General features: G+C 72.4%; 19 protein-coding genes and 1 pseudogene. 10 read left to right on the top strand and 10 right to left on the bottom strand.

Annotated elements, in window-relative coordinates; all coding sequences use genetic code 11:
* The first annotated feature begins 13 nt into the window (after window positions 1-13).
* Window positions 14-640 carry a 2'-5' RNA ligase family protein gene (locus ABZ562_RS14900; RefSeq protein ID WP_361478333.1) on the top strand — a complete coding sequence of 209 codons (627 nt, stop codon included), beginning with the start codon at window positions 14-16 and terminating at the stop codon, window positions 638-640.
* Entirely contained in the window at window positions 547-1,299 is a 753-nt protein-coding gene (locus tag ABZ562_RS14895) for an HAD family phosphatase (protein ID WP_361478330.1), read from the top strand. The genes ABZ562_RS14900 and ABZ562_RS14895 overlap by 94 nt, the downstream gene beginning before the upstream one ends.
* Before the next feature lie 522 nt (window positions 1,300-1,821).
* Here ABZ562_RS14895 and ABZ562_RS14890 read toward each other — a convergent pair.
* The 3 genes from ABZ562_RS14890 to glgX are packed head-to-tail and all read right to left on the bottom strand — an operon-like array spanning window position 1,822 to window position 7,821.
* Entirely contained in the window at window positions 1,822-3,687 is a 1,866-nt protein-coding gene (locus tag ABZ562_RS14890) for an ABC transporter ATP-binding protein (RefSeq protein ID WP_361478327.1), read from the bottom strand.
* A complete protein-coding gene (locus ABZ562_RS14885; RefSeq protein ID WP_361478325.1) occupies window positions 3,684-5,534 on the bottom strand; it encodes an ABC transporter ATP-binding protein in 1,851 nt (616 codons plus the stop codon). Before ABZ562_RS14885 ends, ABZ562_RS14890 begins: the two co-directional genes overlap by 4 nt.
* A gap of 34 nt (window positions 5,535-5,568) precedes the next feature.
* Entirely contained in the window at window positions 5,569-7,821 is a 2,253-nt protein-coding gene (glgX, locus tag ABZ562_RS14880) for a glycogen debranching protein GlgX (protein WP_361478488.1), read from the bottom strand.
* Window positions 7,822-8,461: 640 nt separating this feature from the next.
* Here glgX and ABZ562_RS14875 point away from each other — a divergent pair.
* From ABZ562_RS14875 to ABZ562_RS14855, 5 genes are all read left to right on the top strand, one after another.
* Window positions 8,462-9,682 carry an Ig-like domain-containing protein gene (locus ABZ562_RS14875; RefSeq protein WP_361478485.1) on the top strand — a complete coding sequence of 407 codons (1,221 nt, stop codon included), beginning with the start codon at window positions 8,462-8,464 and terminating at the stop codon, window positions 9,680-9,682.
* 86 nt (window positions 9,683-9,768) lie between these two features.
* On the top strand, window positions 9,769-10,536 hold the full coding sequence (locus tag ABZ562_RS14870; protein WP_361478322.1) for an enoyl-CoA hydratase-related protein: 768 nt from the start codon (window positions 9,769-9,771) through the stop codon (window positions 10,534-10,536).
* Window positions 10,537-10,791: 255 nt separating this feature from the next.
* Window positions 10,792-11,298, top strand: a complete 507-nt coding sequence (locus ABZ562_RS14865; protein ID WP_361478319.1) for an ATP-binding protein — start codon at window positions 10,792-10,794, stop codon at window positions 11,296-11,298.
* A 429-nt stretch (window positions 11,299-11,727) separates the two neighbouring features.
* On the top strand, window positions 11,728-12,345 hold the full coding sequence (locus tag ABZ562_RS14860; protein WP_361478316.1) for a peptidoglycan recognition family protein: 618 nt from the start codon (window positions 11,728-11,730) through the stop codon (window positions 12,343-12,345).
* An 80-nt stretch (window positions 12,346-12,425) separates the two neighbouring features.
* Window positions 12,426-12,641 (top strand): EF-hand domain-containing protein, encoded by a 216-nt coding sequence (locus ABZ562_RS14855; RefSeq protein WP_179936886.1) that lies wholly within the window; start codon window positions 12,426-12,428, stop codon window positions 12,639-12,641.
* Between the two features lie 44 nt (window positions 12,642-12,685).
* Here ABZ562_RS14855 and ABZ562_RS14850 read toward each other — a convergent pair whose 3' ends face one another.
* The 3 genes and pseudogenes from ABZ562_RS14850 to ABZ562_RS14840 form a co-directional block, all read right to left on the bottom strand.
* Entirely contained in the window at window positions 12,686-12,994 is a 309-nt protein-coding gene (locus tag ABZ562_RS14850) for a hypothetical protein (protein ID WP_361478312.1), read from the bottom strand.
* Between the two features lie 228 nt (window positions 12,995-13,222).
* A pseudogene (locus tag ABZ562_RS14845) lies at window positions 13,223-13,765 on the bottom strand (glycoside hydrolase family 25 protein); the annotation flags it as partial.
* A gap of 153 nt (window positions 13,766-13,918) precedes the next feature.
* Entirely contained in the window at window positions 13,919-15,163 is a 1,245-nt protein-coding gene (locus ABZ562_RS14840) for an aromatic acid exporter family protein (RefSeq protein WP_361478309.1), read from the bottom strand.
* 126 nt (window positions 15,164-15,289) lie between these two features.
* Between ABZ562_RS14840 and ABZ562_RS14835 the strand changes: the two genes are divergently transcribed.
* The 3 genes from ABZ562_RS14835 to ABZ562_RS14825 all read left to right on the top strand — a co-directional run bounded on the left by ABZ562_RS14835 (window position 15,290) and on the right by ABZ562_RS14825 (window position 20,002).
* Window positions 15,290-17,389, top strand: a complete 2,100-nt coding sequence (locus ABZ562_RS14835) for a PrsW family intramembrane metalloprotease (RefSeq protein ID WP_361478306.1) — start codon at window positions 15,290-15,292, stop codon at window positions 17,387-17,389.
* An 8-nt stretch (window positions 17,390-17,397) separates the two neighbouring features.
* Window positions 17,398-17,775 carry a hypothetical protein gene (locus tag ABZ562_RS14830; RefSeq protein WP_361478303.1) on the top strand — a complete coding sequence of 126 codons (378 nt, stop codon included), beginning with the start codon at window positions 17,398-17,400 and terminating at the stop codon, window positions 17,773-17,775.
* 130 nt (window positions 17,776-17,905) lie between these two features.
* The gene (locus ABZ562_RS14825) at window positions 17,906-20,002 is read left to right on the top strand and encodes an ATP-binding protein (RefSeq protein WP_361478300.1); all 2,097 of its coding nucleotides are present in this window, start codon (window positions 17,906-17,908) and stop codon (window positions 20,000-20,002) included.
* Window positions 20,003-20,050: 48 nt separating this feature from the next.
* Here the strand turns inward: ABZ562_RS14825 and ABZ562_RS14820 are convergent, their stop codons facing one another.
* From ABZ562_RS14820 to gcvH, 4 genes are all read right to left on the bottom strand, one after another.
* Window positions 20,051-21,772, bottom strand: coding sequence for a hypothetical protein (locus ABZ562_RS14820; RefSeq protein ID WP_361478297.1), 1,722 nt, complete (start codon window positions 21,770-21,772; stop codon window positions 20,051-20,053).
* Between the two features lie 10 nt (window positions 21,773-21,782).
* Window positions 21,783-23,165, bottom strand: a complete 1,383-nt coding sequence (locus ABZ562_RS14815; RefSeq protein ID WP_361478294.1) for an L-serine ammonia-lyase — start codon at window positions 23,163-23,165, stop codon at window positions 21,783-21,785.
* Between the two features lie 111 nt (window positions 23,166-23,276).
* Window positions 23,277-24,542, bottom strand: a complete 1,266-nt coding sequence (gene glyA / locus ABZ562_RS14810) for a serine hydroxymethyltransferase (RefSeq protein WP_361478291.1) — start codon at window positions 24,540-24,542, stop codon at window positions 23,277-23,279.
* A 25-nt stretch (window positions 24,543-24,567) separates the two neighbouring features.
* Window positions 24,568-24,948: a glycine cleavage system protein GcvH gene (gene gcvH / locus ABZ562_RS14805; RefSeq protein ID WP_055547469.1), complete on the bottom strand. Its 381-nt coding sequence runs from the start codon at window positions 24,946-24,948 to the stop codon at window positions 24,568-24,570.
* Window positions 24,949-24,975 lie beyond the last annotated feature (27 nt).

Below are 24,975 nucleotides of genomic sequence, written 5' to 3'. Positions count from 1 at the left end.
GAAAGAAGCGACCTTGACAGCGACCTCGACCGAGATCCGTTACGGAATCTACCTCCGTCCCGACCCGGCGACCTGCTGGACCGTCACCCAGGTGACGCACGCTCTGAACAAGCAGTTCGGACTCGTGTCGGCGGGAGCGTTCCCTCCGCACGCCACCCTCATCGGGAATCTGTTCACCCACGCCACGGAGGCTGAGCTCATCTCCGGGCTCGACCCGGTCTTCGCGAACGTCGAGCCGTTCCCCGTCTACAACAGCGGCATCGCCCGGACGGGGCCGGGCACGTACGACTACAACATCAATCTCGACGCCACCGGGACCAAGCCGAACGAACCGCTCGGCCGGGTCGCCGGTGCGGTCGCCGAGGCGGTCGCGCCGCTCTCGGTCCCCGTCGATGACTTCCTGGTGACGCCGGTGGCCGAGAACACGTTCGCCGCGCACCTCAGCCTGGCATCGCACGACCTGTTGGTCGACAACCGGCTCACGGACGAGGTGGGGGAATTCCTGGCAGGCCTTCCCCTCCAGCCGCCCGCCTCCTTCGTCGCCCGGTGGTACTCGCTGTTCGAGTTCCAGGCCGACTGGAGCGGCCACTGGTGGCAGAACATGTCGTGGCGCCACCTCCACTCGTGGGAGGTCAGGTGAGGCCCTCGGCCGGCACCTCCACAGGGCCGGACTCCCGCCCCGGAACCCATGTCACTCCCCGCGTCGTCCTCTTCGACCTCGGTGAGGTGCTCGCCACCCCACCAGGGCTCTACCCGTCCCTCGCGGCATGTCTGTCGCATCCGCCCGAAGCGGTGGAAGCTGCCTACTGGGCCCATCGGGACGCATACGACCGCGGTGGGACGGCGCAGAGCTTCTGGAGCTCGGTCCTTGCCGAGCTCGGTCTGCCCGCGGTACGAAGCACCATCAACGAGCTGACACGCATCGACACCGAAGCGTGGACAACCATCCGGCCGGACGCCCTGTCCCTCCTCAAAGCCTTGTCGGCGAGGGGCGTCCGGGTGGGCATCCTGTCCAACGCGACACGTGAGATGGCCTCGGCGGCCCGGAAGGCGACATGGGCCCGGTACATCACCGACTGGTTCTTCTCGTCCGAGCTTCGCCTGGCCAAACCTGATCCCGCGCTCTACCGGCAGGTGACGAACGTGCTGGGACTTCCCGCTGGGACGATCGTGTTCATCGACGACCGCCAGGTGAACGTGAGCGCCGCGCTCGAATCAGGCTGGAACGCCTACCTGTGGATCTCCGGCGCGCAGACCGCGACGCTCCTGAAGGACCTGGGCCTTTTCGGAGCCGAGTAACCGCCTCGGCACCATCGGCCTCTCCGCCGCGCTCGCCGGAGCGACCACCGCTCTCATCCCCTCAGCAGCGATCGTCACCGCAGCCCGGTGCCACGTCGCCGCAGCGTTCGTGGCCGGTTGCCCCGACCGTGCCCCACACGCTCTCCGACACTCCGAAAGGCACGTGTACGTCCACCACGCCCGTTGACCTGCTGCGCTGGGAGCCGCTGCCGACAGCCCCTGTCGCCCCCCGGCGGCGAGGACGCCGACGGCTGCTTCTCCCGCAACGCCGTCTCCGACGGCGACCGGCTGGTCGCCTTTTACTCCGCGTACCGCCAGGACCGCTGGAGCCAGCCGGTCGCCTGCGCCGTCTCCCATGACGGCGGCCGGACCTTCCGCCCGCCCGGCAAGCTGTTCATCCCCGAGCCGCCCGACGCCTGCACGATGCGCGCCGGCGTCGCAGAGCCGGAGGGGCGGTCCGTACAAGGACGGGGCAGACGGACTGCAGCGGCTCCTCGCGCCGGACGGCCGCCCGCTCCCGCGTCACACGAGGCTGTCCCGCCACGCCTGGTGCAGCGCCGCGAAGCGGCCCTCGCCCGCTATGAGGGCGCCGGGGGCGCCGTCCTCGACGATGCGGCCGTCGGCCATCACCAGCACCCGGTCGGCGATCTCCACCGTGGAGAGGCGGTGGGCGATGACGACGGCGGTGCGGCCGCGCAGCACCGTGTCCATGGCGCGCTGGACGGCGCGTTCGCCCGGGATGTCGAGGGAGGACGTGGCCTCGTCGAGGATGAGGACGGCGGGGTCGGCGAGGAGGGCGCGGGCGAAGGCGACCAGCTGGCGCTGGCCCGCGGAGATCCGGCCGCCGCGCTTGCGCACGTCGGTGTCGTAGCCGTCGGGCAGGGCGGCGATGAAGTCGTGCGCGCCGATGGCCTTGGCGGCCTGCTCGACCTCGGCGCGGGTGGCGTCGGGGCGGCCGATGGTGATGTTGTCGGCGACCGTGCCCGAGAACAGGAACGCCTCCTGGGTCACCATGACCACCCCGCGGCGCAGTTCGGGCGTGGCCAGGTCGCGCAGGTCGACGCCGTCGAGCAGCACCCGGCCGTCGGTGGGGTCGTAGAAGCGGGCGAGCAGTTTGGCGAGCGTGGACTTGCCCGCGCCGGTCGCGCCCACCACGGCGACCGTCTGCCCGGCGGGCAGGGTGAGGTCGAAGCGGGGCAGCACCTCGCCGCCGGTGCGGTACGCGAAGCGCACCCCGTCGAAGACGACTTCGCGGCCGGGCGCCCGGGCGGGGCGCGGCGGCAGGGGCCGGGGGTCGGCGGGTTCGGGGACGGAGGGGCGCTGGGCCAGCAGGCCCGCGATCTTCTCCAGGGAGGCGGCGGCGGACTGGTAGGAGTTGAGGAACATGCCCAGGCGGTCGATCGGGTCGTACAGCCTGCGCAGATACAGCGCGGCCGCGGCCAGCACGCCCAGCTCCAGACCGCCCGCGGCGACCCGGTAGGCGCCCCACAGCACGATCGCGGCGACCGCCGTGTTGGCGATCAGCCGGGAGCCGACCACATAGCGGGCCATCTCCAGGATCGCGGTCCCGTTGATCCGCTGGTGGCGGCCGTTCAGCTCGTCGAAGCGGGCGTCGTTGGCGCGCTCGCGGCGGAAGGCCTGCACCGGGCGGATGCCGTTCATGGTCTCGGTGAAGGCGACGATGACCGCGGCGGTGGCCGTCGACCGCGCGCGGTAGACGCGTGCCGACCGGCGCCGGAAGGAGCGGATGAGCAGATACAGCGGCCAGAACGAGAGCACCGCCGCGCCGCCGAGCCCCCAGTCCAGGTACAGCAGGGTGAGGGCGATGTAGACGACGGACAGGGCGATGCCGAGCAGTTCCTCGAGGCCCTCGTTCAGCAGCTCCCGCAGCGATTCGACGTCCGTCGTGGCGCGGGAGATGAGCCGCCCGGAGGTGTACCGCTCGTGGAAGTCCACGCTGAGGACCTGGGCGTGGCGGTAGATCCGGCCCCGCAGGTCCAGCAGCACGTCCTGGCTGATGCGGGCGGAGGCGCGGATGAACGCGAACTGGAGGGCGCCGGAGGCGAGCGCGCAGCCCAGGTAGCCGGCGCCGACGGCGATGAGCGGCCCGTGGTCGCCGTCCCGGAAGGCGGGCACCGCGCGGTCGATGGCGAACGCGACGAGCAGCGGGCCCGCCTGCACCGCGGCCTGCTGCAGCAGCAGGAGGACGGCCGCGAGCCAGACGCGGGCGCGGCGCGGGGCGAGCAGCGAGCGCAGCAGGGACAGGGAGGCGCCCTTGGGCGCGGGCAGCACATCGTGGTCGAAGGGATCCTCCGGCGCCGGGCGCTCCTCCGGGGCCGTGCTCTTCTCGGCGTCCTCGGTCTCCCCGGCGTCCTCGGCCGTCGTCATGGGCCGTCCTCTCCGCTTCCGCCCTCGTGGTCGTCCTCGCCGTCCTGTCCCGACATCAGCGCCCGGTAGGCGGCGCTGTCCCGCAGCAGTTGGTGGTGGGTGCCGACGGCGGCGATACGGCCCTCCTCCAGCAGCGCCACCCGGTCGGCGAGCAGCACCGTCGACGGCCGGTGCGCGACGACCAGCGCGGTCGTCGTCGCGAGGACCTGCCGCAGCGCGGCCTCCACCCGCGCCTCGGTGTGCACGTCCAGCGCGGACAGCGGGTCGTCCAGCACCAGGAAGCGCGGTGCGCCGACGACGGCGCGGGCCAGCGCGAGCCGCTGCCGCTGCCCGCCGGACAGGCTCAGCCCCTGCTCGCCCACCTCGGTGTCGGTGCCGCGCGGCAGGGCGTGCACGAACTCGGCCTGGGCCACCTTCAGGGCCCGCGCCAGCGCGGCCCGGCCGGCGCCGTCCGCGCCCATCAGCACGTTCTCACCGGCCGTCGCCGAGAACAGCGTGGGCTCCTCGAAGGCGACGGCGACCAGGGCGCGCAACTCCTCGCGGGGGAGCGCGGTGATGTCCCGCCCGTCGAGCGTGATCCGCCCGCTCGTCACCTCGTGCAGCCGGGGGACGAGCGCGGTCAGCGTGGTCTTCCCGGAGCCGGTCGCGCCGACGAGCGCCATGGTCTCGCCGGGCCGGATGTGCAGGTCCACTCCGCGCAGCACGGGCGGGGTGCCCGGGGGAGCGTCGCCGTACCGGAACTCGACCGCCTCGAACCGCAGCCCGCCCTCGCGCCGCTGCCGGGGCAGCACGGACGCCGTGTCCTCCACCGGGCGATCGCCGGCGTCCGCCGGGGTGGCGTCGATGACCTCGAAGAAGCGGTCGGTGGCCGTCGCCGAGTCCTGGCTCATCGCCAGCAGGAAGCCCAGCGATTCCACCGGCCAGCGCAGGGCCAGGGCCGTGGAGAGGAAGGCGACGAGCGTGCCCGCCGAGAGGTCGCCGTCGGCGACCTGGATGGTGCCGAGGACCAGGGCCGCGCCGATCGCCAGCTCCGGCAGGGTCATGATCAGCGCCCAGATGGTGGCCAGCAGCCCCGCCTTGCGCAGCTCGGTGGCCCGCACCCGCTCGGCCAGGGCGCGGAAGGCCCGCGCCTGGCTGCGGTGGCGGCCGAAGCCCTTGACGATGCGGATGCCGAGCACGCCCTCCTCGACGACCGTCGTCAGATCGCCGGTCTGGTCCTGCACGCTGCGGGCGATGGCCGAATAGCGCGTCTCGAACAGCGAACAGAGGATCATCAGCGGCACGGCCGGGACCAGCAGCACCAGCCCCAGCGTCCACGCTTGCGCCAGCAGGATCGCGAAGCCGACCAGGATGGTGACCCCGTTGACCACCAGGAAGGTCAGCGGGAAGGCCAGGAACATGCGCAGCAGCATCAGATCGGTCGTGGCGCGCGACAGCAGCTGGCCCGAGGCCCAGCGGTCGTGGAAGGTGACCGGCAGCCGCTGGAGGTGGCGGTAGAGGGAGGCCCGCATCGAGGCCTCGACGGACGCCAGCGGCCGCGCCACCAGCCAGCGCCGCAGCCCGAACAGCCCGGCCTCGGCCGCCCCGAGGGCGAGCAGCAGCGCACCGCCGAGCCACACCCCGCCCGGGTCGCGGCCGGCGACCGGGCCGTCCACCATCCACTTGAGGACGAGCGGGATGACCAGGCCCAGGCAGGAGGCGACGACCGCGGCCGCGGCCGCAGTGAACAGCCGGGCCCGCACCGGGCGCACATACGGCCACAGCCGCAGCAGGGAACGGGTGGTGGAGCGGTGCCGCGGGGCGGCTCCGCTCTCCTGGTCCCGGGGTGGTGTCGTCGTCGCAGCCATCAGTGGCGAGACTACGGTCCGCCACTGACAGTGCTCACTCGGTTTTTCGGCGTAGGTCCGCGGAGGCAAGGGCGCGCAGCAGCAGAACCGAGCGCTCCGGCAGCTCGATCGAGGCACCCGCCGGATACCGTGCGCCGGGTGCGGCGTCCTGCTCCTCGCGCGAGGTGTCCAGGAGGAGTTCGTAGCCCGCGGCCCACGGCGGCCCGGGCAGGCGGAAGGCCATCGGTGCGGGGCCCGCGTGGAGCAGGGTGAGGAAGGTGTCGTCGGTCACCGGCGCCCCGCCCGCGTCCCGTTGCGGCAGGTCGCGGCCGGAGAGGTGGACGCCGAGGGCGGTGGTGGGCGCGTACCAGTCGGATTCGGTCATCTCCTCGCCGCGCGGCGTGAACCAGGCGAGGTCGCGCACCCCGTCCGGGGTCCGGGCGCGGCCGGAGAAGAAGTCGGGCCGCCGCAGCACCGGGTGGGCGCGGCGCAGCCGGATCAGCCGGGCGGTGAGGTCGGTGAGCGCCTGCCAGCCGGGGTCGTCCAGCAGCGACCAGTCGACCCAGCCCGTGGCGTTGTCCTGGCAGTACGCGTTGTTGTTGCCGCCCTGGGTGCGGCCCATCTCGTCGCCCGCGACGAGCATCGGGACGCCGGTGGACAGCAGCAGGGTGGCGAGCAGTCCGCGCAGCCTGCGGCGGCGCAGGGCGCGGATGTCCGGGTCGTCGGTCTCGCCCTCGGCGCCGCTGTTCCAGGAGCGGTTGTCGTGGGTGCCGTCGCGGTTGCCCTCGCCGTTGTCCTCGTTGTGCTTGCGCTCGTAGCTCACCAGGTCGCGCAGGGTGAAGCCGTCGTGGGCGGTGATGAAGTTGACCGAGGCGCACGGGCCGCGGCCGCCGTGCCCGTACAGGTCGCTGGAGCCGGAGAGCCGGTAGCCGAGGTCGCGCGCATCGGGCAGGGCGCCGCGCCAGAAGTCCCGTACGGCGTCGCGGTAGCGGTCGTTCCACTCGGCCCACAGCGGCGGGAACGCGCCCACCTGGTAGCCGCCGGAGCCGACGTCCCAGGGCTCGGCGATCAGCTTGACGCGGCGCAGCACCGGGTCCTGGGCGATCACGGCGAGGAAGGGGGACAGCATGTCCACCCCCGTGCCGCCGCCGTGCGGGGAGCGGGCCAGCGCGCTCGCCAGGTCGAAGCGGAAACCGTCCACGCCCATCTCGGTGACCCAGTAGCGCAGCGAGTCGGTGATCAGCCGGAGGACGTGCGGCCGGAAGGTCTGGAGGGTGTTGCCGCAGCCGGTGAAGTCGGCGTAGCGGCGCGGGTCCTGCTGGAGCCGGTAGTAGCCGCGGTTGTCGATGCCGCGCAGCGACAGGGTCGGGCCCAGCTCGCCCGCCTCGGCGGTGTGGTTGTAGACGACGTCGAGGATCACCTCGATCCCGGCGGCGTGCAGGGCGCGCACCATCCGCCGGAACTCGCCCACCTGCTGGCCCCGGGTGCCGGTGGCCGCGTACCCGGCGTGCGGCGCGAAGTAGCCGATGGAGTTGTAGCCCCAGTAGTTGCGCAGGCCCCGCCGCAGCAGATGGTCCTCGTGCGCGAACTGGTGCACCGGCAGCAGCTCCACCGCCGTCACCCCGAGCAGGGTCAGGTGCTCGACCGCGGCGGGGTGGGCGAGCCCGGCGTACGTGCCGCGCAGCGCGGGCGGGACGCCGGGGTGGCGCATGGTGAAGCCGCGCACATGGAGTTCGTAGATCACCGACTCCGCCCAGGGGGTCTTGGGCCGGCGGTCGTCGGTCCACTCGTCCGGCGGCCCGCCCCAGGCGTCGTCGTCCACGACCACGCCCTTGGGGACGTACGGGGCCGAGTCGCGCTCGTCCCGTACGGTGTCGGCGACGTGCTGCTGCGGCCAGTCCCGCACATGGCCGTAGACCTCGGCGGGCAGCGGACCGCCGGGCGGCCCGAAGTCGCCGTCCACCGCGCGCGCGTACGGGTCCAGCAGCAGCTTCGCCGGGTTCCAGCGGGCGCCGGTCCACGGGTCCCAGCGGCCGTGCACGCGGTAGCCGTACCGGCGGCCGGGCAGTACGCCGGGCACGAAGCCGTGCCAGACCTCATGGGTCCGCTCGGTCAGCGGGTGGCGGGTCTCCGCGCCGTCGTCGTCGAACAGGCACAGCTCGACGGCCTCCGCGCCGCCCGCCCACAGCGCGAAGTTGGTGCCGGGGACGCCCCCGGGCCCCCGGTGCACGCGCGCGCCGAGCGGCTGCGGACTGCCCGGCCAGACGGCGGGCCCGGCCGCCGGGGTGCCGCCGCGCGGGGCGGGCAGCGGCGCGGGCGCGGTGGGGCGGCGGAGCGCGGGCCCGGCGGCGGGCGGGTCGGGTAAGCCGTCGGAGGGCTCCAGGGTGTGCTGCTCGGCTGCTTTCGACACATGCGCCTCCGGCGGCTCGCACGGGACCGGGCTCCGCACCTCCCGTCCGGAGCCCGACGGACCGGGCGGTACCGCCCCGCGGCGTCCCGACCGCGTCCGGCTGTGCCCGGTTCAGGGGGTGCCTTGCGGATCATGCCGGACTCCCGACGCCGCTGTGACATCAGCCGCTCCCGCGGCTGGCGGCACCTCGCGGCCCCGCGCTCGTCGCACGCAGCGCCGCTGCGCTCTCCTCACGCGGGTTGCGAGGCACCGCACCAGACGCCGCTCGCTGATCCGGCCTGATCCACAAGACACCCCCTACCCTGTTGTGCCCGCAATCCCGCCGGCCCTCACGTGTCCGCGCCGGGTGTGCCCGTCACCGGTCCTGCGGCCGGTCACGGGACCGCTCCCACCTGGGACAGAACCGTAACCCTCGCAAACGATCCCGCTGTCGGTGCGATGTGATTACCTATCGGCAGGCGCGCCTCGCGCGCGTCAGGCGTGTCGGAGCCGCCGCGGGGGACTGCGGCTCCGCAGAGGGGAGATTGCTGTGGTGAAGATGCGGCGGATATCGGGGGTGGCGCCCGTGCGGGGTCGCAGGGGACTTCTCGCGCTGCTGCTCGGCGCGCTGCTGGCGTTGGTGACCGCGTGCGGCGGAGGCGGTGGTTCGGGCGACGACGGCAAGGCCAAGGACACCGAGGCCGCCAAGCCGCGGCCGTCCCGGGCCAAGGTGTCGGTCGAGCCGGGGGACGGCGCGAAGGGCGTCGACACCGGCGGCGCGCTCAAGGTCACCGCGGCCAAGGGCACACTGACGTCCGTGAAGGTCGAGGACGACAAGGGCCACGCGGTCGCCGGGAAGACCACCGGGGGCGGCACCAGCTGGCAGCCGGACGGCCGTCTGCGCGCCGCCACGACGTACACGGTGGACGCCCTCGCGAAGGACGCGGACGGCCGCGCCGCGCGCAAGCGCACCACCTTCACCACGCTCAAGCCCAAGGAGACGTTCGTCGGCGTCTACAGCCCCGAGGACGGCTCCACGGTCGGCGTCGGCATGCCGGTCTCGCTCCGCTTCAACCGGGGCATCACCCACCCGGCCGCGGTCGAGAAGGCCGTCGAGGTCAGCGCCTCCCCGTCGGTGCCGATCGCGAGCCACTGGTTCGGCAACGACCGGCTGGACTTCCGGCCTTCGACGTACTGGAAGCCCGGCACCAAGGTGACGCTGAAGCTGGACCTCGACGGCGTCGAGGGCCGCCCGGGGGTGTACGGGGAGCAGCACAAGACGGTGAAGTTCACCATCGGCCGCAGCCAGATATCCGTCGTGGACGCCAAGGCCCACACGATGAAGATCAAGCGGGACGGCAAGACCCTCAAGACGCTCCCGATCACCGCGGGCGCGCCCGGCCACGAGACGTACAACGGCATCATGGTCATCAGCGAGAAGCTCGTCGTGACCCGGATGGACGGCGCGACGGTCGGCTTCAAGGGGGAGTACGACATCAAGGACGTGCCGCACGCGATGCGGCTGTCGGACTCCGGCACCTTCCTCCACGGCAACTACTGGGCGGGCCGTCCCACCTTCGGCTCGGCCAATGTCAGCCACGGCTGCGTCGGCCTCTTCGACCAGCGCGGCGGAGGCGATCCGTCCACCCCGGCGGCCTGGTTCTTCGGCCAGTCGCTCATCGGGGACGTGGTCATCGTGAAGCATTCGGACGACGAGACCATCCAGCCGGGCAACGGGCTCAGCGACTGGAACATGTCCTGGGAGAAGTGGAAGGCGTAGGCCCGGCCGCGCCCCGGTTGTGACCAAGCGGTTGTGACCAAGCGCACCGGGGCGCTCCCCGTCCGCGGCCCACTAACCTGCGGCCCATGACTGTGAATCTCCAGGTCGCCGACGGCGTGGCCACCTTCCGCCTCGACCGCCCCCCGATGAACGCGCTCGACGTCGCCACCCAGGACCGGCTGCGGGAACTCGCCGGTGAGGTGACCCGCCGGGACGACGTACGGGCCGTGGTCCTCTGGGGCGGCGAGAAGGTGTTCGCGGCGGGCGCGGACATCAAGGAGATGCGGGACATGGACCACGCCGCGATGGTGGCCCGCTCCCGCGACCTCCAGGACGCGTTCACCGCCGTCGCCCGCATCCCCAAGCCGGTGGTCGCCGCCGTCACCGGCTACGCCCTCGGCGGCGGCTGCGAGCTGGCGCTGTGCGCCGACTTCCGGATCGCCGCCGAGAACGCCAAGCTCGGCCAGCCCGAGATCCTGCTCGGGCTGATCCCGGGCGCGGGCGGCACCCAGCGCCTGGCCCGCCTGGTGGGCCCGTCCCGGGCCAAGGACCTCATCTTCACGGGCCGTCAGGTCAAGGCCGACGAGGCCGCCGCCATCGGGCTGGTCGACCGGGTCGTACCGGCCGAGGAGGTGTACGAGCAGGCCCACGCCTGGGCGGCGAAGCTGGCCAAGGGCCCGGCGATGGCGCTGCGCGCCGCCAAGGAGGCGGTGGACGCGGGTCTCGAGACGGACCTCGACACCGGGCTCGCCATCGAACGGAACTGGTTCGCCGGGCTGTTCGCCACCGAGGACCGGGAGATCGGGATGCGGAGCTTCGTCGAGGACGGCCCGGGCAAGGCCCGGTTCTCCTGACGGGGATTTCCCGGCCGCGCCGGTATGCCCCGTGCGGGCGAATTTCTTCGCCTGCCGCGCGGCCGCCCGATGGCCGGTTCCGGTACGCTGGGTGATCACCTATACGCGCGGTGACATCGCTGGTCAGGTGGGGTGTTTTGGCTCACTGCGCTGTCAATGGCATAGCTGGGATCGGTTTGTGGAGCCTGGGGCTCCGGTGGTCGGAATCCCCTGGTTCCGCCCCGGACGGCCTTTCGGGCGGCCATCATGGGGGGCATGGCGGGCTTGGAGGGAATGGGGCAGCCGCAGCAGCGCACGGGTACGGCTGCGGTTCGGCGGCTTCCGTCCGCCGAGGAGGATCCGGCTCTCAGGGCGCTCGAACTGTTCGGGAATCCTGCGGACGAAGAGGTGCGGCTGCCGTCCCGGCCCGAATCCGCGGCCACCGCCCGCCGGTTGACCGAATTCGTGGTGCTGCGCGACTGGGGGCTCGCCTGTCAGCTCGCCGAATACGCGGTGCTGCTCGTCTCGGAACTGGTGGGCAATGCCGTACGCCACACCGGCGCCCGCACCTTCGGGCTGCGGATGCTGCGCCGTCGCGGCTGGATCCGGGTCGAGGTGCGCGATCCGTCGCGCGGGCTGCCGTGTCTGCTGCCGGTGGGGGCGCTCGACACCAGCGGGCGCGGCCTCATGCTGGTGGATCAGCTCTCCCAGCGCTGGGGCGTGGACCTGCTGCCGTGCGGCAAGACCACCTGGTTCGAGATGCGGGTGGCCGAGGGCGCGTGAAGTGATCCGGTGAACCGGGAGACAAAGGGCAGAGGTCCCCACCGCCGTGTGCGGCGGTTCGGGGACCTCTGTCCGCCCCGCCGCGGAGCGGAAGGGGTGTGGCTCCGCGGCATTCGGGGGAACGACCTGGCCCGGGTCAATGGGGGTCGCTGCCCTGACTATTGCAGAACCGGCAGAACACCTCCAACTCAATCCAAGGTGAGCTGTGACACTTGCCTTGTTAATGGCGGGTAAAGGTGTGAGTTTCCCTTGCTGTTCATCTCTTGATGGTGACAGCGCGGAATTGCCAGTGGTTCAGACCGAGACGCGCATTCTTTCTTTGCCTGTCGGTTCTTGGCATGGCCCTGCCGACGCCTCACCATGGAACCGCGCTACGCGCGTCACATCCCGTCAGATTCCTTGTACCGGCACTGCATTCGGGAGCCCCCCATGGAAGCGCACGGCCCTGCCCCCACCCGACGCACCCTCCTCCGCACCGGCGCCGGTCTCGGCGCCGCCGCCCTCGGACTCGCCGCGACCGCCGCCACCGCCCACGCCGGTGACAGACGCCCCCGCCGCGCCGCCGCCTATCCCCCCACCCACTGGATCCCCGCCTCCACCTCCAACTACCGCGTCTCCAGCCGCCCCACGACCTATCCGATCGACTTCGTCGTCATCCATGTGACGCAGGAGACCTTCCCGGACGCGGTGAAGATCTTCCAGGACCCGGCCAAGCAGGTCTCCGCCCACTACATGGTCGCCTCGGCCGACGGCTACATCGGGCAGTTCGTCCGCGAGAAGGACGTCGCCTGGCACGCGGGCAACAAGGACTACAACAACCGCAGCATCGGCATCGAGCACGAGGGGTGGGTGGACGACCCGGCCTGGTTCACCGATGAGATGTACGCCTCGTCCGCCGCCCTCACCGCCGCCGTCTGCGACCGCTTCGGCATCCCGAGGAACCGTGACCACATCATCGGCCACAGCGAGGTCCCCGGCGCCGACCACACCGACCCCGGTCCGCTGTGGGACTGGGACCGCTACATGGAGCTGGTCAGCCAGAGCTGACCTGTGGACGCCGGGCGGGCCGCCGGCCGGGGGCCGCTAATCTGTGCGGGTCAGACTCACGCACGAAAGGGGCGGAACAGGTGGCGGACATCGAGGCGGCGCGCAAGGCGTTCGAGCGGTACGACCTCAATGGGGACGGGCTGATCACGGCGGCCGAGTACAAGAGCGTGATGGCGCAGCTGGGTGACCCGTATGTCACGGAGCCCGTCGCCCAGGCCGTGATCAACGCCCACGACGGCAACGGTGACGGGCTGCTCAACTTCGACGAGTTCTGGGCCGCTCAGAACAAGGGCTGACCCATCGGGTCCGGCCCGGGCCGCACGGCGGCGCCGCCGGCGCGTCAGCGCCAGCCGCGCCGCCGTGCGCTTGCCCGCCGCCTGCGGTCGTTGCACAGCAGGCAGCGGCCGTAGCCGGGCGGCAGCGGATCCTCCGGGTCCCCGTACAGCGGGTCGACGGCGCCCTGCGGATGCTGGGCGCAGCCGGTCGTCCCCTGCTCGGTGGTCAGCGCGCCGGCCGCGGCGAGCGCCCGGCGCAGGGCGTCGGTGAGCAGCTCGGTCTCCTGGCCCGAGGGCGCCTCGTCGAGGGAGAAGGCGATGTCGGACGCGGTGGTGAGCGCGCTGCGGAGTTCGCGCAGGTCTGCGTAGCTCATACCCGGCAGCGTAGGCGCCCCCACTGACAACGCCCCGGCGGCCACCCCTTCGCGCCCGCCCTCACTCGCCCCTTACGCCTGGCTCTGCCCTTCCGCCTCGGGCTGCTGCCCCTTCGCCTCGGCCTGCCCCGTCGTCTCGGGCCGCGCCGTCGCCTCGCCCTCCTGGCGCTCTTCCTCGTCGTCCCCGTCCACGAGATCCTCGATGGCGTTCGCCACCCGGGTGACCGTGGCCCAGGTCTTCAGCGAGGCCTTGCTGGAGAAGTCCGCCACGTTCTTGTCCACCGGCCGGTCGGCGTACTGGTGGATCCGCCACTTGGCCTTGATGCGCGGCTTGCCCGCCGAGACGTAGTCGGCGATCCACAGCCCGTCCCCGGCGTACGACGTGGTGTCGTGGTTGAGCCAGAAGTTCCGGTTGCAGTACAGCATCACGCGGTGCGTAGGCCGCAGCTTCTTGACCTCCCGGATGAACCGGTCCTTCTCCGCGTTGCTGGCGCGCGTCCCCGAGCCGGTGGTCTCCCAGTCCACGGCGAGCAGGTCGTGCTTCTCCGAGGCGCACTTCTCGACGAAATACCGGGCCTGCGCGGCGATGTTCCCGGGCCACAGGAAGTGGTAGAAGCCGACGACGCACCCTGCCTTCCGCGCCCGGGCGGCCTGGGAGGACTGCTTCGGGTTGATGTACGACCGGCCCTCGGTGGCCTTGATGAAGACGAAGGCCAGTCCGTCCGTGTCGAAGCTGGACTGGTGCGAACTCACGTCGATGCCGTGCAGCATGGTTCCTGCCTCAAGGGGAGGTTGAAAAAGGGACGGGCGTCTCCCTTGTCATGCCCGGTCCAGAACCCTACGCAACGCTGTGGGCGTCACGCACGGTATTTGCACAAGCGACTGATTTGGTAGGGAAATTCGTGTTTTTCCAGCGCCGCCGTGCTATGCCCCCGGCCTTGGCTCACCCTGGACATGAGTGTGCAGCACGTCGCAGGTGTACTGGAACTCCTCGGTCAACCGGTTCGCCTCGACCACCAGCACCCCGTACGGCCGTGCGGGATCGCCCAGCGGCAGGTTGTCGCTCTCCGCCTGCTCGGTGACGGCCCGCAGCTGCCGCTGCATCTCGTCGGCCAGCTCGCACAACTGCGTGGCCTGGTCCGACAGACGCTCATCGTCCAGCTGGGCCAGCACCCGTACGATCTCCTCCACCGACCCCAGGAACGTGCCGTGGCACCGGAGGAACCGCCGGTAGGAGTCGTCCCGCTCCTCCTCGCGCCACCGCTCCAGGCTCCTGGTGAGCGACGCCAGCTGATACGCGGCCCGCTCCAGCGCGTCCAGGACGGCGCGGTAGTTCGCGAACGACGTGCGCCCCCGGTGCCGGGGCAGCAGCCGCCGCGGATTGAACGGAACGCTCTCCTCCGCGGTCTGCAGACCCGACCTCGCCTGCGCGACCAGCGCCTGGGCGTGGTTGGACTGCGCACGCCAGTGCCGCGCGTGCTCCTCGGCGAACTCCCCGTCCCGCATCGCCGGTCCCATGTCGGCCAGCAGCGTCTCCAGCGCCCCGGCCAGCGCCCGGATGCCGTACTCCGCGCTGCGGTACCGCAGCGGCGGTACCAGCACGACGTTGACCAGCAGCCCGAGCGAACAGCCGATGAGCACCAGCAGGATGATCTGCCCCAGCTGGGTGGCCCGCTCCTCGTTGCCCGTCGCGGAGACGTACGTGGAGAACGCGAAGAACGCCGCCGTCGCCACCTGGGACCGCTGCGCCCCCAGCGCCTTCCACTGCCCGATCGTCAGCGCGATCGCGGCGACCAGGACGAACGTCACCGGATCCGGACCGGCCAGAAACCCCAGCGCCGCCTGGACCGCCACCCCCGTCACCACCGCGGCGACATAGCGCAGGGACTGCGCGATCGACTGGTACACCGTCACGTTCATGATGAGGACGGCGGAGAAGGGGGCGAACGCGGGGGACTGGGCGTGCAGCAGATCCTTCGCCGTGAACCAGGCGAGGGCGGCCGCGAGCGTGCTCTTGCCGATCAGCAGCAGCGTTTCCCGCTCCGGCCCGTGCGTGCCCGCCGCCCGCCGCCCCCATTCCCGCAGCCGCCCGGACCACCCCACCCTGCGCCGCCCCTGCTCCGTCCGCCCCTCGTCATGTCCACCGTCTGCGCTCGTCTTGCCGTTCATTGGGCTAGGGGTTCCCCCTCAGCGGCGCCTCTCACCTGGTGAGCGCGGCCCGGAAATGACCTTGTCGCGCTCATGATCAACCCCTAGCCTCGCTCTCCGGATCGACCATCCGTTGGGGGGCTGGGCGTGGCGTTGCTCATGGTGGCCGCGACCGTGTACGGGGTCGCGCAACTGCTGGTGCTGTCCTCGCCGGCCCGGTCGATGCGGGTGTCCACGGGGCTGCCGGCGATCGCGGTCGGCGTCTACGGGTGCGGGGTCGCGGCGGCGCTGCTGGAGGTGGCGTACACGCGCGGGGTCGCCGGGGCGACCGGGGAGTCGCTGACCGAGGTCGTGAAGGCCGCGAGCTATACGGCCGACCCGGTCATCGAGGAGCTGGTCAAGCTCGCGCCGCTGCTGCTCATGGCGTGGAACGTCAGGATCCGCCGGCAGGCAGGGCTCACCGACTACGTCGTGCTGGGCGCGGCGCTGGGGGCCGGGTTCGGGCTGCTGGAGGCGGTGGCGCGGTACGGGCTGGACGCGGGGCGGGCCATTCCGCACCCGGCCGGTGGCTGGGCCATCCCCGACAGCCTCCGGGCGCCGTACATCCCGGGCGCCGGGCAGGTCTTCTCCGCCTGGTTCCCCGCCCCGCAGGGGGTGCTGGAACTCGGCGACCGCACCCCCGGCGCGGCCACCAGCCCCCACCTCGTCTACACGGCCCTCGCGGCACTCGGCGTCGGGGTGCTGCTGCGCGGGCGGGGCTGGGCGCGTCTTCTCGGCCTCCTGCCGCCGGTCGCCGCGTCCGTGCTGCACATGCTGACCAACTACGCCGCCGCGCACCCGGCCGACCGGGACGCCGCCTCGCGGGTCGAGGCGTTCGAGGGGGCACTGTGGGCCGTACCGCTGGGGTGCCTGGCGGTCGCCATGGCCGCCGACCTGCGGCAGGTGCGGCGCGGCAAGCGGTACGCGCCGGACGTCCTGCTGCCCGCGGAGCGGGCCGGGCGGTCGGGGCCGGGCGCGCTCGCGGCGTACGGGGCGTGGTGCGTGCCCTGGTCCACGCTGATCGCGCTGCGCTTCGCCCGGCTGCGGCGGTCGCTGCTCTACGGGCTGGCGGGCGGCCCGCCGTACCCCGGCGCCGAGTCGCTGCACCGCACGGTCGCCTGGTCCGCCGCGCAGATCGACGCCTCCGACCGCGAACACGCCTGGCGGGGCGTCGGCTTACGTACCGTGGCGCGGGCCGCGCGTGGCCTGCGCGACCCGCGGCGCGCCTGGCTCGTGCTCATCTCCCTCGCCCTGACGCTCCCGGCGCTGCTCTTCCTGGCGGTCGGCTCCTTCCCCGCCGGGGCCGCCGTGCGGGGGTACTTCACCTCGGGCGACGGCCCGTACGTCCTGATCGGCTTCGGGATCGCGGGCCTGCTCTGGACCGCCTGGCGGCTCGCCCGCCTGCTGCGCGCCTGGCGGACGACCCGCGGGTTCCCCCACGGCGAGGTGCTCGCCCTGATCCGCCTCCGGATCTGGACCGCGGTGGGCGGCTGCGTCACGGGCGCGCTGCTGTTGCTGAGGCTGGCGGACGGTGCGTCCCCGTCCACCCCGCTCATCCACAACCTCCACCTCCTGGACGCGCTGAACGACTTCACCACCTACCTGGGCTTCGCCCTCCTCCTGCTGTCCCTGCTCGCCCTCCTGCCCTCCGGCGGCGGCCTCGGCCTCGCGCTGGTGGGCGGCGCCCGAGCGGGAGCATTCGCCATCACCCGGGAAGCCGCCGTCCACGCGGCCGTCTACGGCGCCCTGGGCATCGTGCTGATGGCCGCGGCGTCTTCGGGCGGCACCGGGGGAGAAGGCGAAGGCTCCCAGGGCCCGGAGGGGCCAGGTGAGGGAACCATCGATGAGACCGAAAAGGCGTTCAGTCCCAAGGAGCGTAGAATAGCCGAGACATTGCAGTCCGAGGGCAGGAACGTCAAGGCGCTCAAAGAGTCACCTGTGGACGGTGTCAAGACCCCCGATGCTCTCGTGGATGGAGTGCCGACGGAATTCAAGACCCTCCAGCCGGGCGCCGCTCCTAATGCCGTGAAGAATACTCTCAATACAGCGAAGAAGCAGTCCAGGGATGCTGTCGTCGACGCACGGGGGAGCGGGCTGGGCGAGGGCGGGGCGCGAGAGGGGATGGGAAAGTTCCTGCGCAACAATCCGCCTGACCGGATGAATTCCATTCGGATCATTGGTGACGGATTCGATCTCAGGTGGCCATAGGGGAAGTCATGAGCGAGTATCACTACATCTTCATTCATCCGGGTCGGCCCGAACAGCGTCTCATCTCGGATATTTCGTTCGCCTGCGGTGCTGATCTCCGGGCAGTGGACTCTGAGTTCATCGACTATTCCGCTCACCTCGGGCATGCGGCAGTCGAGGTCGAACTCTCGCATGAGTATGAGGAAGACCGCGGGATGCCGTTCGAGAAGTACGACTCGCTGCTGTCGATCCGGGACTTCGCGTCGGACGTGACGCGGCAGGAGAGTCTCGCGCGCACGATCTTCAGAAACCTGGCCTCCCTGGAGCGGTACTCCCTGCTTCTCGTACTGGACCTCCAGGTCCTCCTCGACTCCGCGAACCCCCGGCAAGGGACCGACTCCGGCTGACCGCCCCTGCCGTACCGGAGCGGAGTCGCGGCCGTGGATAGGGTGTTGATCATGTCCTCGCCGCGCGCGGGATGCCTTGGGGGATACAGTCCGGCAGGGGCCACGGCCAGGTACCAGGGGAGGGGCTGGTGTGTTCGAGATCGTGACGGTGAGTGCGCTCACCGCGTTTCTCACGGCGGTGGGCAACGGGGCCGCCGGAGAGGTCGGCAAGCAGGTGCTCGTGTCGACGGGCGCGCTGGTGCGGCGGACCCTGGGGCGGGAGACGCCGCTGCCGAGCACCCCGGAGGGCTGGGAGCTGCTGGCGCGTCAGATGCATCCGCGGCTGAGCGAGGACCCCCGGCGGAGCGAAGAGTTCGCGCAGCTGTCGCGGAGTCTGCCCCAGGTGGCGCTGCGGCCCGGGCCCGGACTGCCGCCCGCCACGCGGAACTTCACCGACCGTCAGGGCGTGCTGCGGCAGCTGCGGCGCGAGGCGACCCGGGCCGCCGCGGGGCGGCCGCGGGTCGCGCTGCTGTACGGGCCGCCCGGGATCGGCACCAGCGCGGTGGCGCTGCACTGGGGTGCCGACCGGATCGCGCGGTACCCCGACGGGCAGTTCTACGTCGACGTGCGCGACGCCCCCGGCGAGAACGGACTGGAACCGGCCACCGTCCTGCTGCGCCTGCTGCGGCAGATGGGCGTCGAGCCCGGCAGCATGCCGCCCACCGAGGCGGGGCGCGAAGAGGCGTACCGGCGGCTGACGGCGGGCCGCCGGGCGCTGGTGGTGATCGACCATGCCTCCTCCGCCGCGCAGGTCCGCGGCCTCATCCCGGCCACCCCGGAGGTGTTCCTGCTGGTCGTCGTGTCCGGCCCGGCGTTCCTGCTGGAGGCCGAGCGGATCGCCGTACCCCCGCTGAAGGACCGGGACGCGGTGCGGCTGCTGCGCACGGTGGCCGGGCCGGAGCCGGTCGCGCGGGCCAAGCCGCACATGCCCGCGCTGCTGGACGGCTGCGCGGGCAACGCCTTCGCGCTCAAGGCCGCCGCGAGGCACCTGCTCACCGGTGAACCGCCCCTCGCGGCACCGGGAGGGCACCCGGTGCGCGGCACGGCCCGGGACGCCTGCCGCCGCCTGCGGCCGGAGGCGGCGCGGCTGTGCCGCCTGACCGCGCTGGGCGGCTGGCCCTCGATCGACGCCCGTCTGGCCGCGGACGCCGCGGGCACGGCCCCGGAGGACGCCGCCCGGATGCTCGCCGAGGCGGCGGACGTCCAGCTGCTGGACCCCGTGGCGGACGGCCGCTACCGCTTCCGGCCCGAGGTGCGCCGCCACCTCGCCGACGCCGCGGGGCCGGAGCACGGCATCCCGGAGTGCACCGCTGCGGTGTCCCGGGCGCTCGACGGCCTGCTCAACCGCGCGCTGCACGCCGCGCACGCCGCCCTGGCGCAGAGCTGGCGCACCGAGCCCGCCCCCACCGAGGGCACCCCGTACGGGAGCGAGGGTGAGGGCATGACCGTGCTGCTCGCCGAGGCGGCCAACCTGGTCCAGGCGGTCTCCGTCGCCGAGGAGTACCAGCACATCGACACCGCGCTGCGCCTGGCCCGCACACTGTGGCCGCTGCAGCTGAAGGCCGGGAAGGTGGACGAGGCGCTGCCCGCCCTCCGCATCGCCGCCCGCTGCGCCGACGAGCACCACCCCGGCACCCGCCTGGCGGGCGCCCTGCACTTCCAGCTCGGCCACTGCCTGGGCGAGCTGAGGCAGTGGGAACGGGCCGAACGCGCGGTGCGCGCCGCCGTCGCCGGTGAGCGGGCGGCCGGCCACGCGCGGGGCGAGGCGTCGTCCGTGGAGATGCTGGGCCTGCTGTGCCTGTACCAGTGGCGGTACGAGGAGGCGTACGAACGGTTCGCCGAGGCGGAGCGCGTCTACGGGCGCATCGGCGCGGGCGGGGAGGGCGCCCGGGACCTGCTGCGCGCCCTCGCCCTGATCCGGCGCCACCAGGGCCGCGCCCTGCGCGGCATGGGGAACCCGGCGGAATCCCGCCTCCGGCTGGAGGCCGCGCGGGACTTCTTCGCGGAGCGGGGCGAGGCGTACAACCTGGCCCGCACCCTCACCGACCTCGCCGAGACGCTGCACGACGCCGGAGACGACGCCGACGCCCTGATGAAGATCGCCGAGGCGGAACGCCTCCTCACCCCGGAGCAGGCCGCCCCTCACCTCGGCTACCTGGCCCGCCTGCGCACGCGCTGCGCGACGTAGCGAGCGGCTTCCCCTCAGCGAAAGCGGGCCGGGGGCACCCCCCTGCCCTCACCCGCGCACCACCCGCACCGTGTGCACCCCACCGGCCGCGTGCACCCGCAACGTCGTCGGCACGGAGACCCCGCCCGCCTGCCACGCGTACAGCGACGACGCGTACGCCGCGGGATCCGCGTCCGTGTCCGCGACGGCCGACAACCGGAGCACGCCATCGCGGCCCCGCGCCCGCACGACGCACCGGTCCGGCCCGGTCACGTACGCGGCCAGCGCACAGCCCGGGTACCGGCGCAGCACCTCCGCCGTCCAGCCCTCCGCGCCGCCGAGGCGCGGATCGTCCGGCGGGCCCTCGCGCACGATCACGTCGGCCCGTGTCAGGTCGCCGGGGTCGCGGGTGTCCTCGTGGACGGCGAGGTGGGCCTCGCCGTCCGCCCCGTACGGGTGGCCCGTGGTGCGCTCGATCCGGACGTCGGCCCCGCTCACCCGCGTACGGACGGTCAGGGGCGCCGTACGCCGCGGCGGGTCGTACCGCGGCAGGGTCAGCCCCTCCAGCAGCGCGGGGCCCATGGGCTCGGGCAGGTCCATCAGCGCGTAGAAGTGCCGCCGCAGCAGCGCCGCCGACGCGCCGGGGGCGGAGCTGGTGAACTCGGCCGGGCCCGCGGCGGGGCGGTGCCGCGCCAGCAGCCGTTCCACCTGATCCCGCAGCGGGCCGTGCGGATCGAGCCGTGGCGCGTCCCGGACGAACGCCGCCACCGGAGCCTGTGGATCGAGCCGGTCCCGCGCGGCGGACGCCAGCAGTACGGGAGTCCCCAGGGCGGCGCCGTAGTACGAGACCGCCCCGAAGTCCCCCACGACGGCGTCGGCGGCGAGCAGGGCCTGCCGCCAGGCGTGCACGGGGTCGATCAGGGTCAGCCCGCTGCGCAGGGCCCGGTCCAGCCAGACGCGGATCTGGCCCGGTCCGTGGCCGTACCAGATGTTGGGGTGCAGCACGGCCGCCAGCCGGTAGTCGTCGGCGGGCAGTTCGGCGGCCAGCCGGGGCAGCAGACCGGGCAGGACGTCCTGGTCGCCGCCGTTGCCGAAGAAGCCCTCCGGGTTCCAGGTGGAGTTCAGTACGACGAGGCGCTGACCCCGGCGCACCCCCAGCGCGCGCCGGAACCGCTCCCGGTGCGGCACGGCGGCCAGCATGCGGTCGAAGCAGGGGTCACCGGCCAGCACGGACGCGGCCGCGGCCGCGGGGCAGGCGCGCCGCAGCCGCTCCAGTTGCTCCGGGTGGGACAGGACGAGCCCGTCCACGAACGGCTCGCCGTCCTCCAGCAGCCACTCCGGCGACAGGCCGAAGGTCGGCTCCCCGTCCGTCCCCGCCCCGCCCTGTCCGGTTTGGTTTGGTTTGGTTTGGTTTGCCAGCCTCTTAGTGTATCCCACCCCGTGGGACAAAACGGTCAACTTGCCCCGCAATCCGTGCAGTTGACCCCCGAAGCTCGCCGAGATCGCCAGGTCCACCGGTGTCGCCAGCGCCTGTTCCCACGGGAGCACCGGCAGTTCCAGATCGGCGAACAGCTCGCGTATCCCGCCCTGGAACGCGGACGACCCCGTCGAGGTGACCAGGAGCTGCACCCGGAAGTCGTCGTGGAAGAGCGGCAGTACGTCCAGCAGGCGTCCGGCGGCGGTGACGTTGTGCACCACGAGGAGGACGCGCCGGCTCGTCGCACGGCTGGCCCAGCGGTCCGCGCCCTGCCCGACCGGCACCCGCAGCGCGGGCGGATCGGCCGACGTCACGGGCTTCCCCTCAGCACTCGATGACGTTGACCGCGAGCCCGCCCCGTGCCGTCTCCTTGTACTTGACCTTCATGTCGGCGCCGGTGTCCTTCATCGTCTTGATGACCTTGTCGAGGGAGACATGGTGGCGGCCGTCGCCGCGCAGCGCCATCCGCGCGGCGGTGACGGCCTTGACCGCCGCCATGCCGTTGCGCTCGATGCAGGGGATCTGGACCAGACCGCCGACCGGGTCGCACGTCAGGCCCAGGTTGTGTTCCATGCCGATCTCGGCGGCGTTCTCGACCTGTTCGGGGGTGCCGCCCAGCACCTCGGCGAGGCCGCCGGCGGCCATGGAGCAGGCGGAGCCGACCTCGCCCTGGCAGCCGACCTCGGCGCCGGAGATGGAGGCGTTCTCCTTGAAGAGCATGCCGATGGCGCCCGCGGCGAGGAGGAAGCGGATGACGCCCTCCTCGTCGGCGCCCGGCACGAAGCGGGTGTAGTAGTGCAGAACGGCCGGGATGATCCCGGCGGCGCCGTTCGTCGGCGCGGTGACGACGCGGCCGCCGGCCGCGTTCTCCTCGTTGACCGCCATCGCGTACAGCGTCACCCACTCCATCGCGCGGGCGGGCGCGTCGCCTTCGGAGCGCAGCGCGCGGGCGGCGTTGGCGGCGCGCCGGCGGACCTTGAGGCCGCCGGGCAGGATGCCCTCCTGGGTGAGGCCGCGGGAGACACAGGACTCCATGACGTGCCAGATCTCCAGCAGGCCCGCGCGGATCTCCTCCTCCGTGCGCCAGGCCTTCTCGTTCTCCAGCATCAGCGCGGAGATGGACAGCCCGGTCTCGCGGGAGATCCGCAGGAGTTCGTCGCCGGTGCGGAAGGAGTGCTTCAGGACGGTGTCGTCGAGCTTGATGCGGTCCTCGCCGACCGCGTCCTCGTCCACGACGAAGCCGCCGCCGACCGAGTAGTAGGTCTTCTCCAGCAGCGGATGGCCGGTCTCGTCGTACGCGAAGAGGGTCATGCCGTTGGCGTGGTACGGCAGGGACCTGCGGCGGTGCAGTATCAGCTGGTCGGACTCGTCGAAGTCGATCTCGTGGCCGCCGTCGATCTCGGCGGCGAGCAGCCGCAGCCGCTTGGTGGCGCGGATGCGCTCCACCTCGCCGTCGGCGGCCTCGACGTCGACATCGCGCGGGGAGTGGCCCTCCAGACCGAGCAGCACGGCCTTGGGGGTGCCGTGGCCGTGGCCGGTGGCGCCGAGCGAGCCGAACAACTCCGCCCGCACCGAGGCGGTGGGGGCCAGCAGCCCTTCGTTCTTCAGCCGGCGGACGAACATCCGGGCCGCCCGCATCGGGCCGACGGTGTGCGAGCTGGACGGGCCGATGCCGATCGAGAAGAGATCGAATACGGAGATGGCCACCGGGGACTCCTTCGTCTGCACGGGGGTGCGTGCGGGTGGTGCGGTGCGGGGGGCGCGCCGGGTGGGCGCGCCCCCCAGGGTCCTGATCCCGGGAGGCCGGGAGGGACCGGGTTACTTCGACAGGTGCGGGTACAGCGGGTGCTTGTCGGCGAGGGCGGTGACCCGCGCCTTCAGCGCGTCGGCGTCGTAGGCGGGCTTGAGCGCCTCGGCGATGATGTCCGAGACCTCGCGGAAGTCCTCGGCGGTGAAGCCGCGGGTGGCCAGCGCCGGGGTGCCGATCCGCAGACCCGAGGTGACCATGGGCGGCCGCGGGTCGTTCGGGATGGCGTTGCGGTTGACCGTGATGCCGACCTCGTGGAGGCGGTCCTCGGCCTGCTTGCCGTCCAGCTCCGAGTTGCGCAGGTCGACCAGGACGAGGTGGACGTCGGTGCCGCCGGAGAGGACGGAGACGCCGGCCTCGGTCACGTCCGCCCGCGTCAGCCGCTCGGCGAGGATCTTGGCGCCCTCGACCGTGCGCTCCTGGCGCTCCTTGAAGGCGGAGCCGGCCGCGACCTTGAAGGACACCGCCTTGGCCGCGATGACGTGCTCCAGCGGACCGCCCTGCTGACCGGGGAAGACCGCCGAGTTGATCTTCTTGGCCAGGTCGGCGGTGGAGAGGATCACGCCACCGCGCGGACCGCCGAGGGTCTTGTGGGTGGTGGTGGTGACGACGTGGGCGTGCGGGACGGGCGAGGGGTGGAGCCCGGCCGCCACCAGGCCCGCGAAGTGGGCCATGTCGACCATCAGGTACGCGCCGACCTCGTCCGCGATCCGGCGGAACGCGGCGAAGTCCAGCTGGCGCGGGTACGCCGACCAGCCCGCGATGACCAGCTTGGGGCGGTGCTCCTTGGCCAGGCGCTCTACCTCGTCCATGTCGACCAGACCGGTCTCGGCGTCCACGTGGTAGGGCACCACGTTGTACAGCTTGCCGGAGAAGTTGATCTTCATGCCGTGGGTGAGGTGGCCGCCGTGGGCCAGGTTCAGACCCAGGATGGTGTCGCCGGGCTGGAGCAGCGCGAACATCGCGGCGGCGTTCGCCTGGGCGCCGGAGTGCGGCTGGACGTTGGCCGCCTCGGCGCCGAAGAGCTCCTTGACCCGGTCGATGGCGATCTGCTCGACCACGTCGACGTGCTCACAGCCGCCGTAGTAGCGGCGGCCGGGGTAGCCCTCGGCGTACTTGTTGGTCAGGACCGAGCCCTGGGCCTCCATGACCGCGGCCGGGGCGAAGTTCTCCGAGGCGATCATTTCGAGGGTGGACTGCTGGCGGTGGAGTTCGGCGTCGACAGCAGCGGCGACGTCAGGGTCGAGCTCGTGCAGGGAGCTGTTGAGAAGCGACATCAGGGTCCCGATCGAAGTAGGAGGGTCAGTTGTCGGAGAAGGCGGCGTATTCCTCGGCGGAGAGCAGGTCGCCCGGCTCGTCCGTCACCTTCACCTTGAACAGCCAGCCGCCCTCGAAGGGGGCGGAATTCACCAGCGCCGGGTCGTTCACCACGTCCTCGTTGATGTCGGTGACCTCGCCGGAGACCGGCGCGTACAGGTCGCTGACCGACTTCGTGGACTCCAGCTCGCCGCAGGTTTCACCGGCGGCGACGGTGGAGCCGACATCCGGGAGCTGGACGTACACGACATCGCCGAGCGCGTTGGCCGCGTATTCGGTGATGCCGATCGTCGACACGCCGTCCTGGTCGGCGGCCGACAGCCACTCGTGCTCCTTGCTGTAGCGCAGCTGCTGGGGGTTGCTCATGGTCCGATTCTCCTGGATGGGGGGGAG

The sequence above is a fragment of the Streptomyces sp. NPDC019937 genome (assembly GCF_040631655.1).
Classification (GTDB): Bacteria; Actinomycetota; Actinomycetes; order Streptomycetales; family Streptomycetaceae; genus Streptomyces.
The sequence above is the reverse complement of the archived record's forward strand: the minus strand, read 5'-3'. Positions and strand labels throughout refer to the sequence as shown.

Coding starts and splice junctions, on each gene's coding strand:
- ABZ562_RS14890 (WP_361478327.1), bottom strand. CDS start 3,687: ATGACGACGGCCGAGGACGCCGGGGAGACCGAGGACGCCGAGAAGAGC.
- gcvH (WP_055547469.1), bottom strand. CDS start 24,948: ATGAGCAACCCCCAGCAGCTGCGCTACAGCAAGGAGCACGAGTGGCTG.
- ABZ562_RS14865 (WP_361478319.1), top strand. CDS start 10,792: ATGGCGGGCTTGGAGGGAATGGGGCAGCCGCAGCAGCGCACGGGTACG.
- ABZ562_RS14850 (WP_361478312.1), bottom strand. CDS start 12,994: ATGAGCTACGCAGACCTGCGCGAACTCCGCAGCGCGCTCACCACCGCG.
- ABZ562_RS14840 (WP_361478309.1), bottom strand. CDS start 15,163: ATGAACGGCAAGACGAGCGCAGACGGTGGACATGACGAGGGGCGGACG.
- ABZ562_RS14885 (WP_361478325.1), bottom strand. CDS start 5,534: ATGGCTGCGACGACGACACCACCCCGGGACCAGGAGAGCGGAGCCGCC.
- ABZ562_RS14830 (WP_361478303.1), top strand. CDS start 17,398: ATGAGCGAGTATCACTACATCTTCATTCATCCGGGTCGGCCCGAACAG.
- ABZ562_RS14875 (WP_361478485.1), top strand. CDS start 8,462: ATGCGGCGGATATCGGGGGTGGCGCCCGTGCGGGGTCGCAGGGGACTT.
- ABZ562_RS14870 (WP_361478322.1), top strand. CDS start 9,769: ATGACTGTGAATCTCCAGGTCGCCGACGGCGTGGCCACCTTCCGCCTC.
- ABZ562_RS14860 (WP_361478316.1), top strand. CDS start 11,728: ATGGAAGCGCACGGCCCTGCCCCCACCCGACGCACCCTCCTCCGCACC.
- glyA (WP_361478291.1), bottom strand. CDS start 24,542: ATGTCGCTTCTCAACAGCTCCCTGCACGAGCTCGACCCTGACGTCGCC.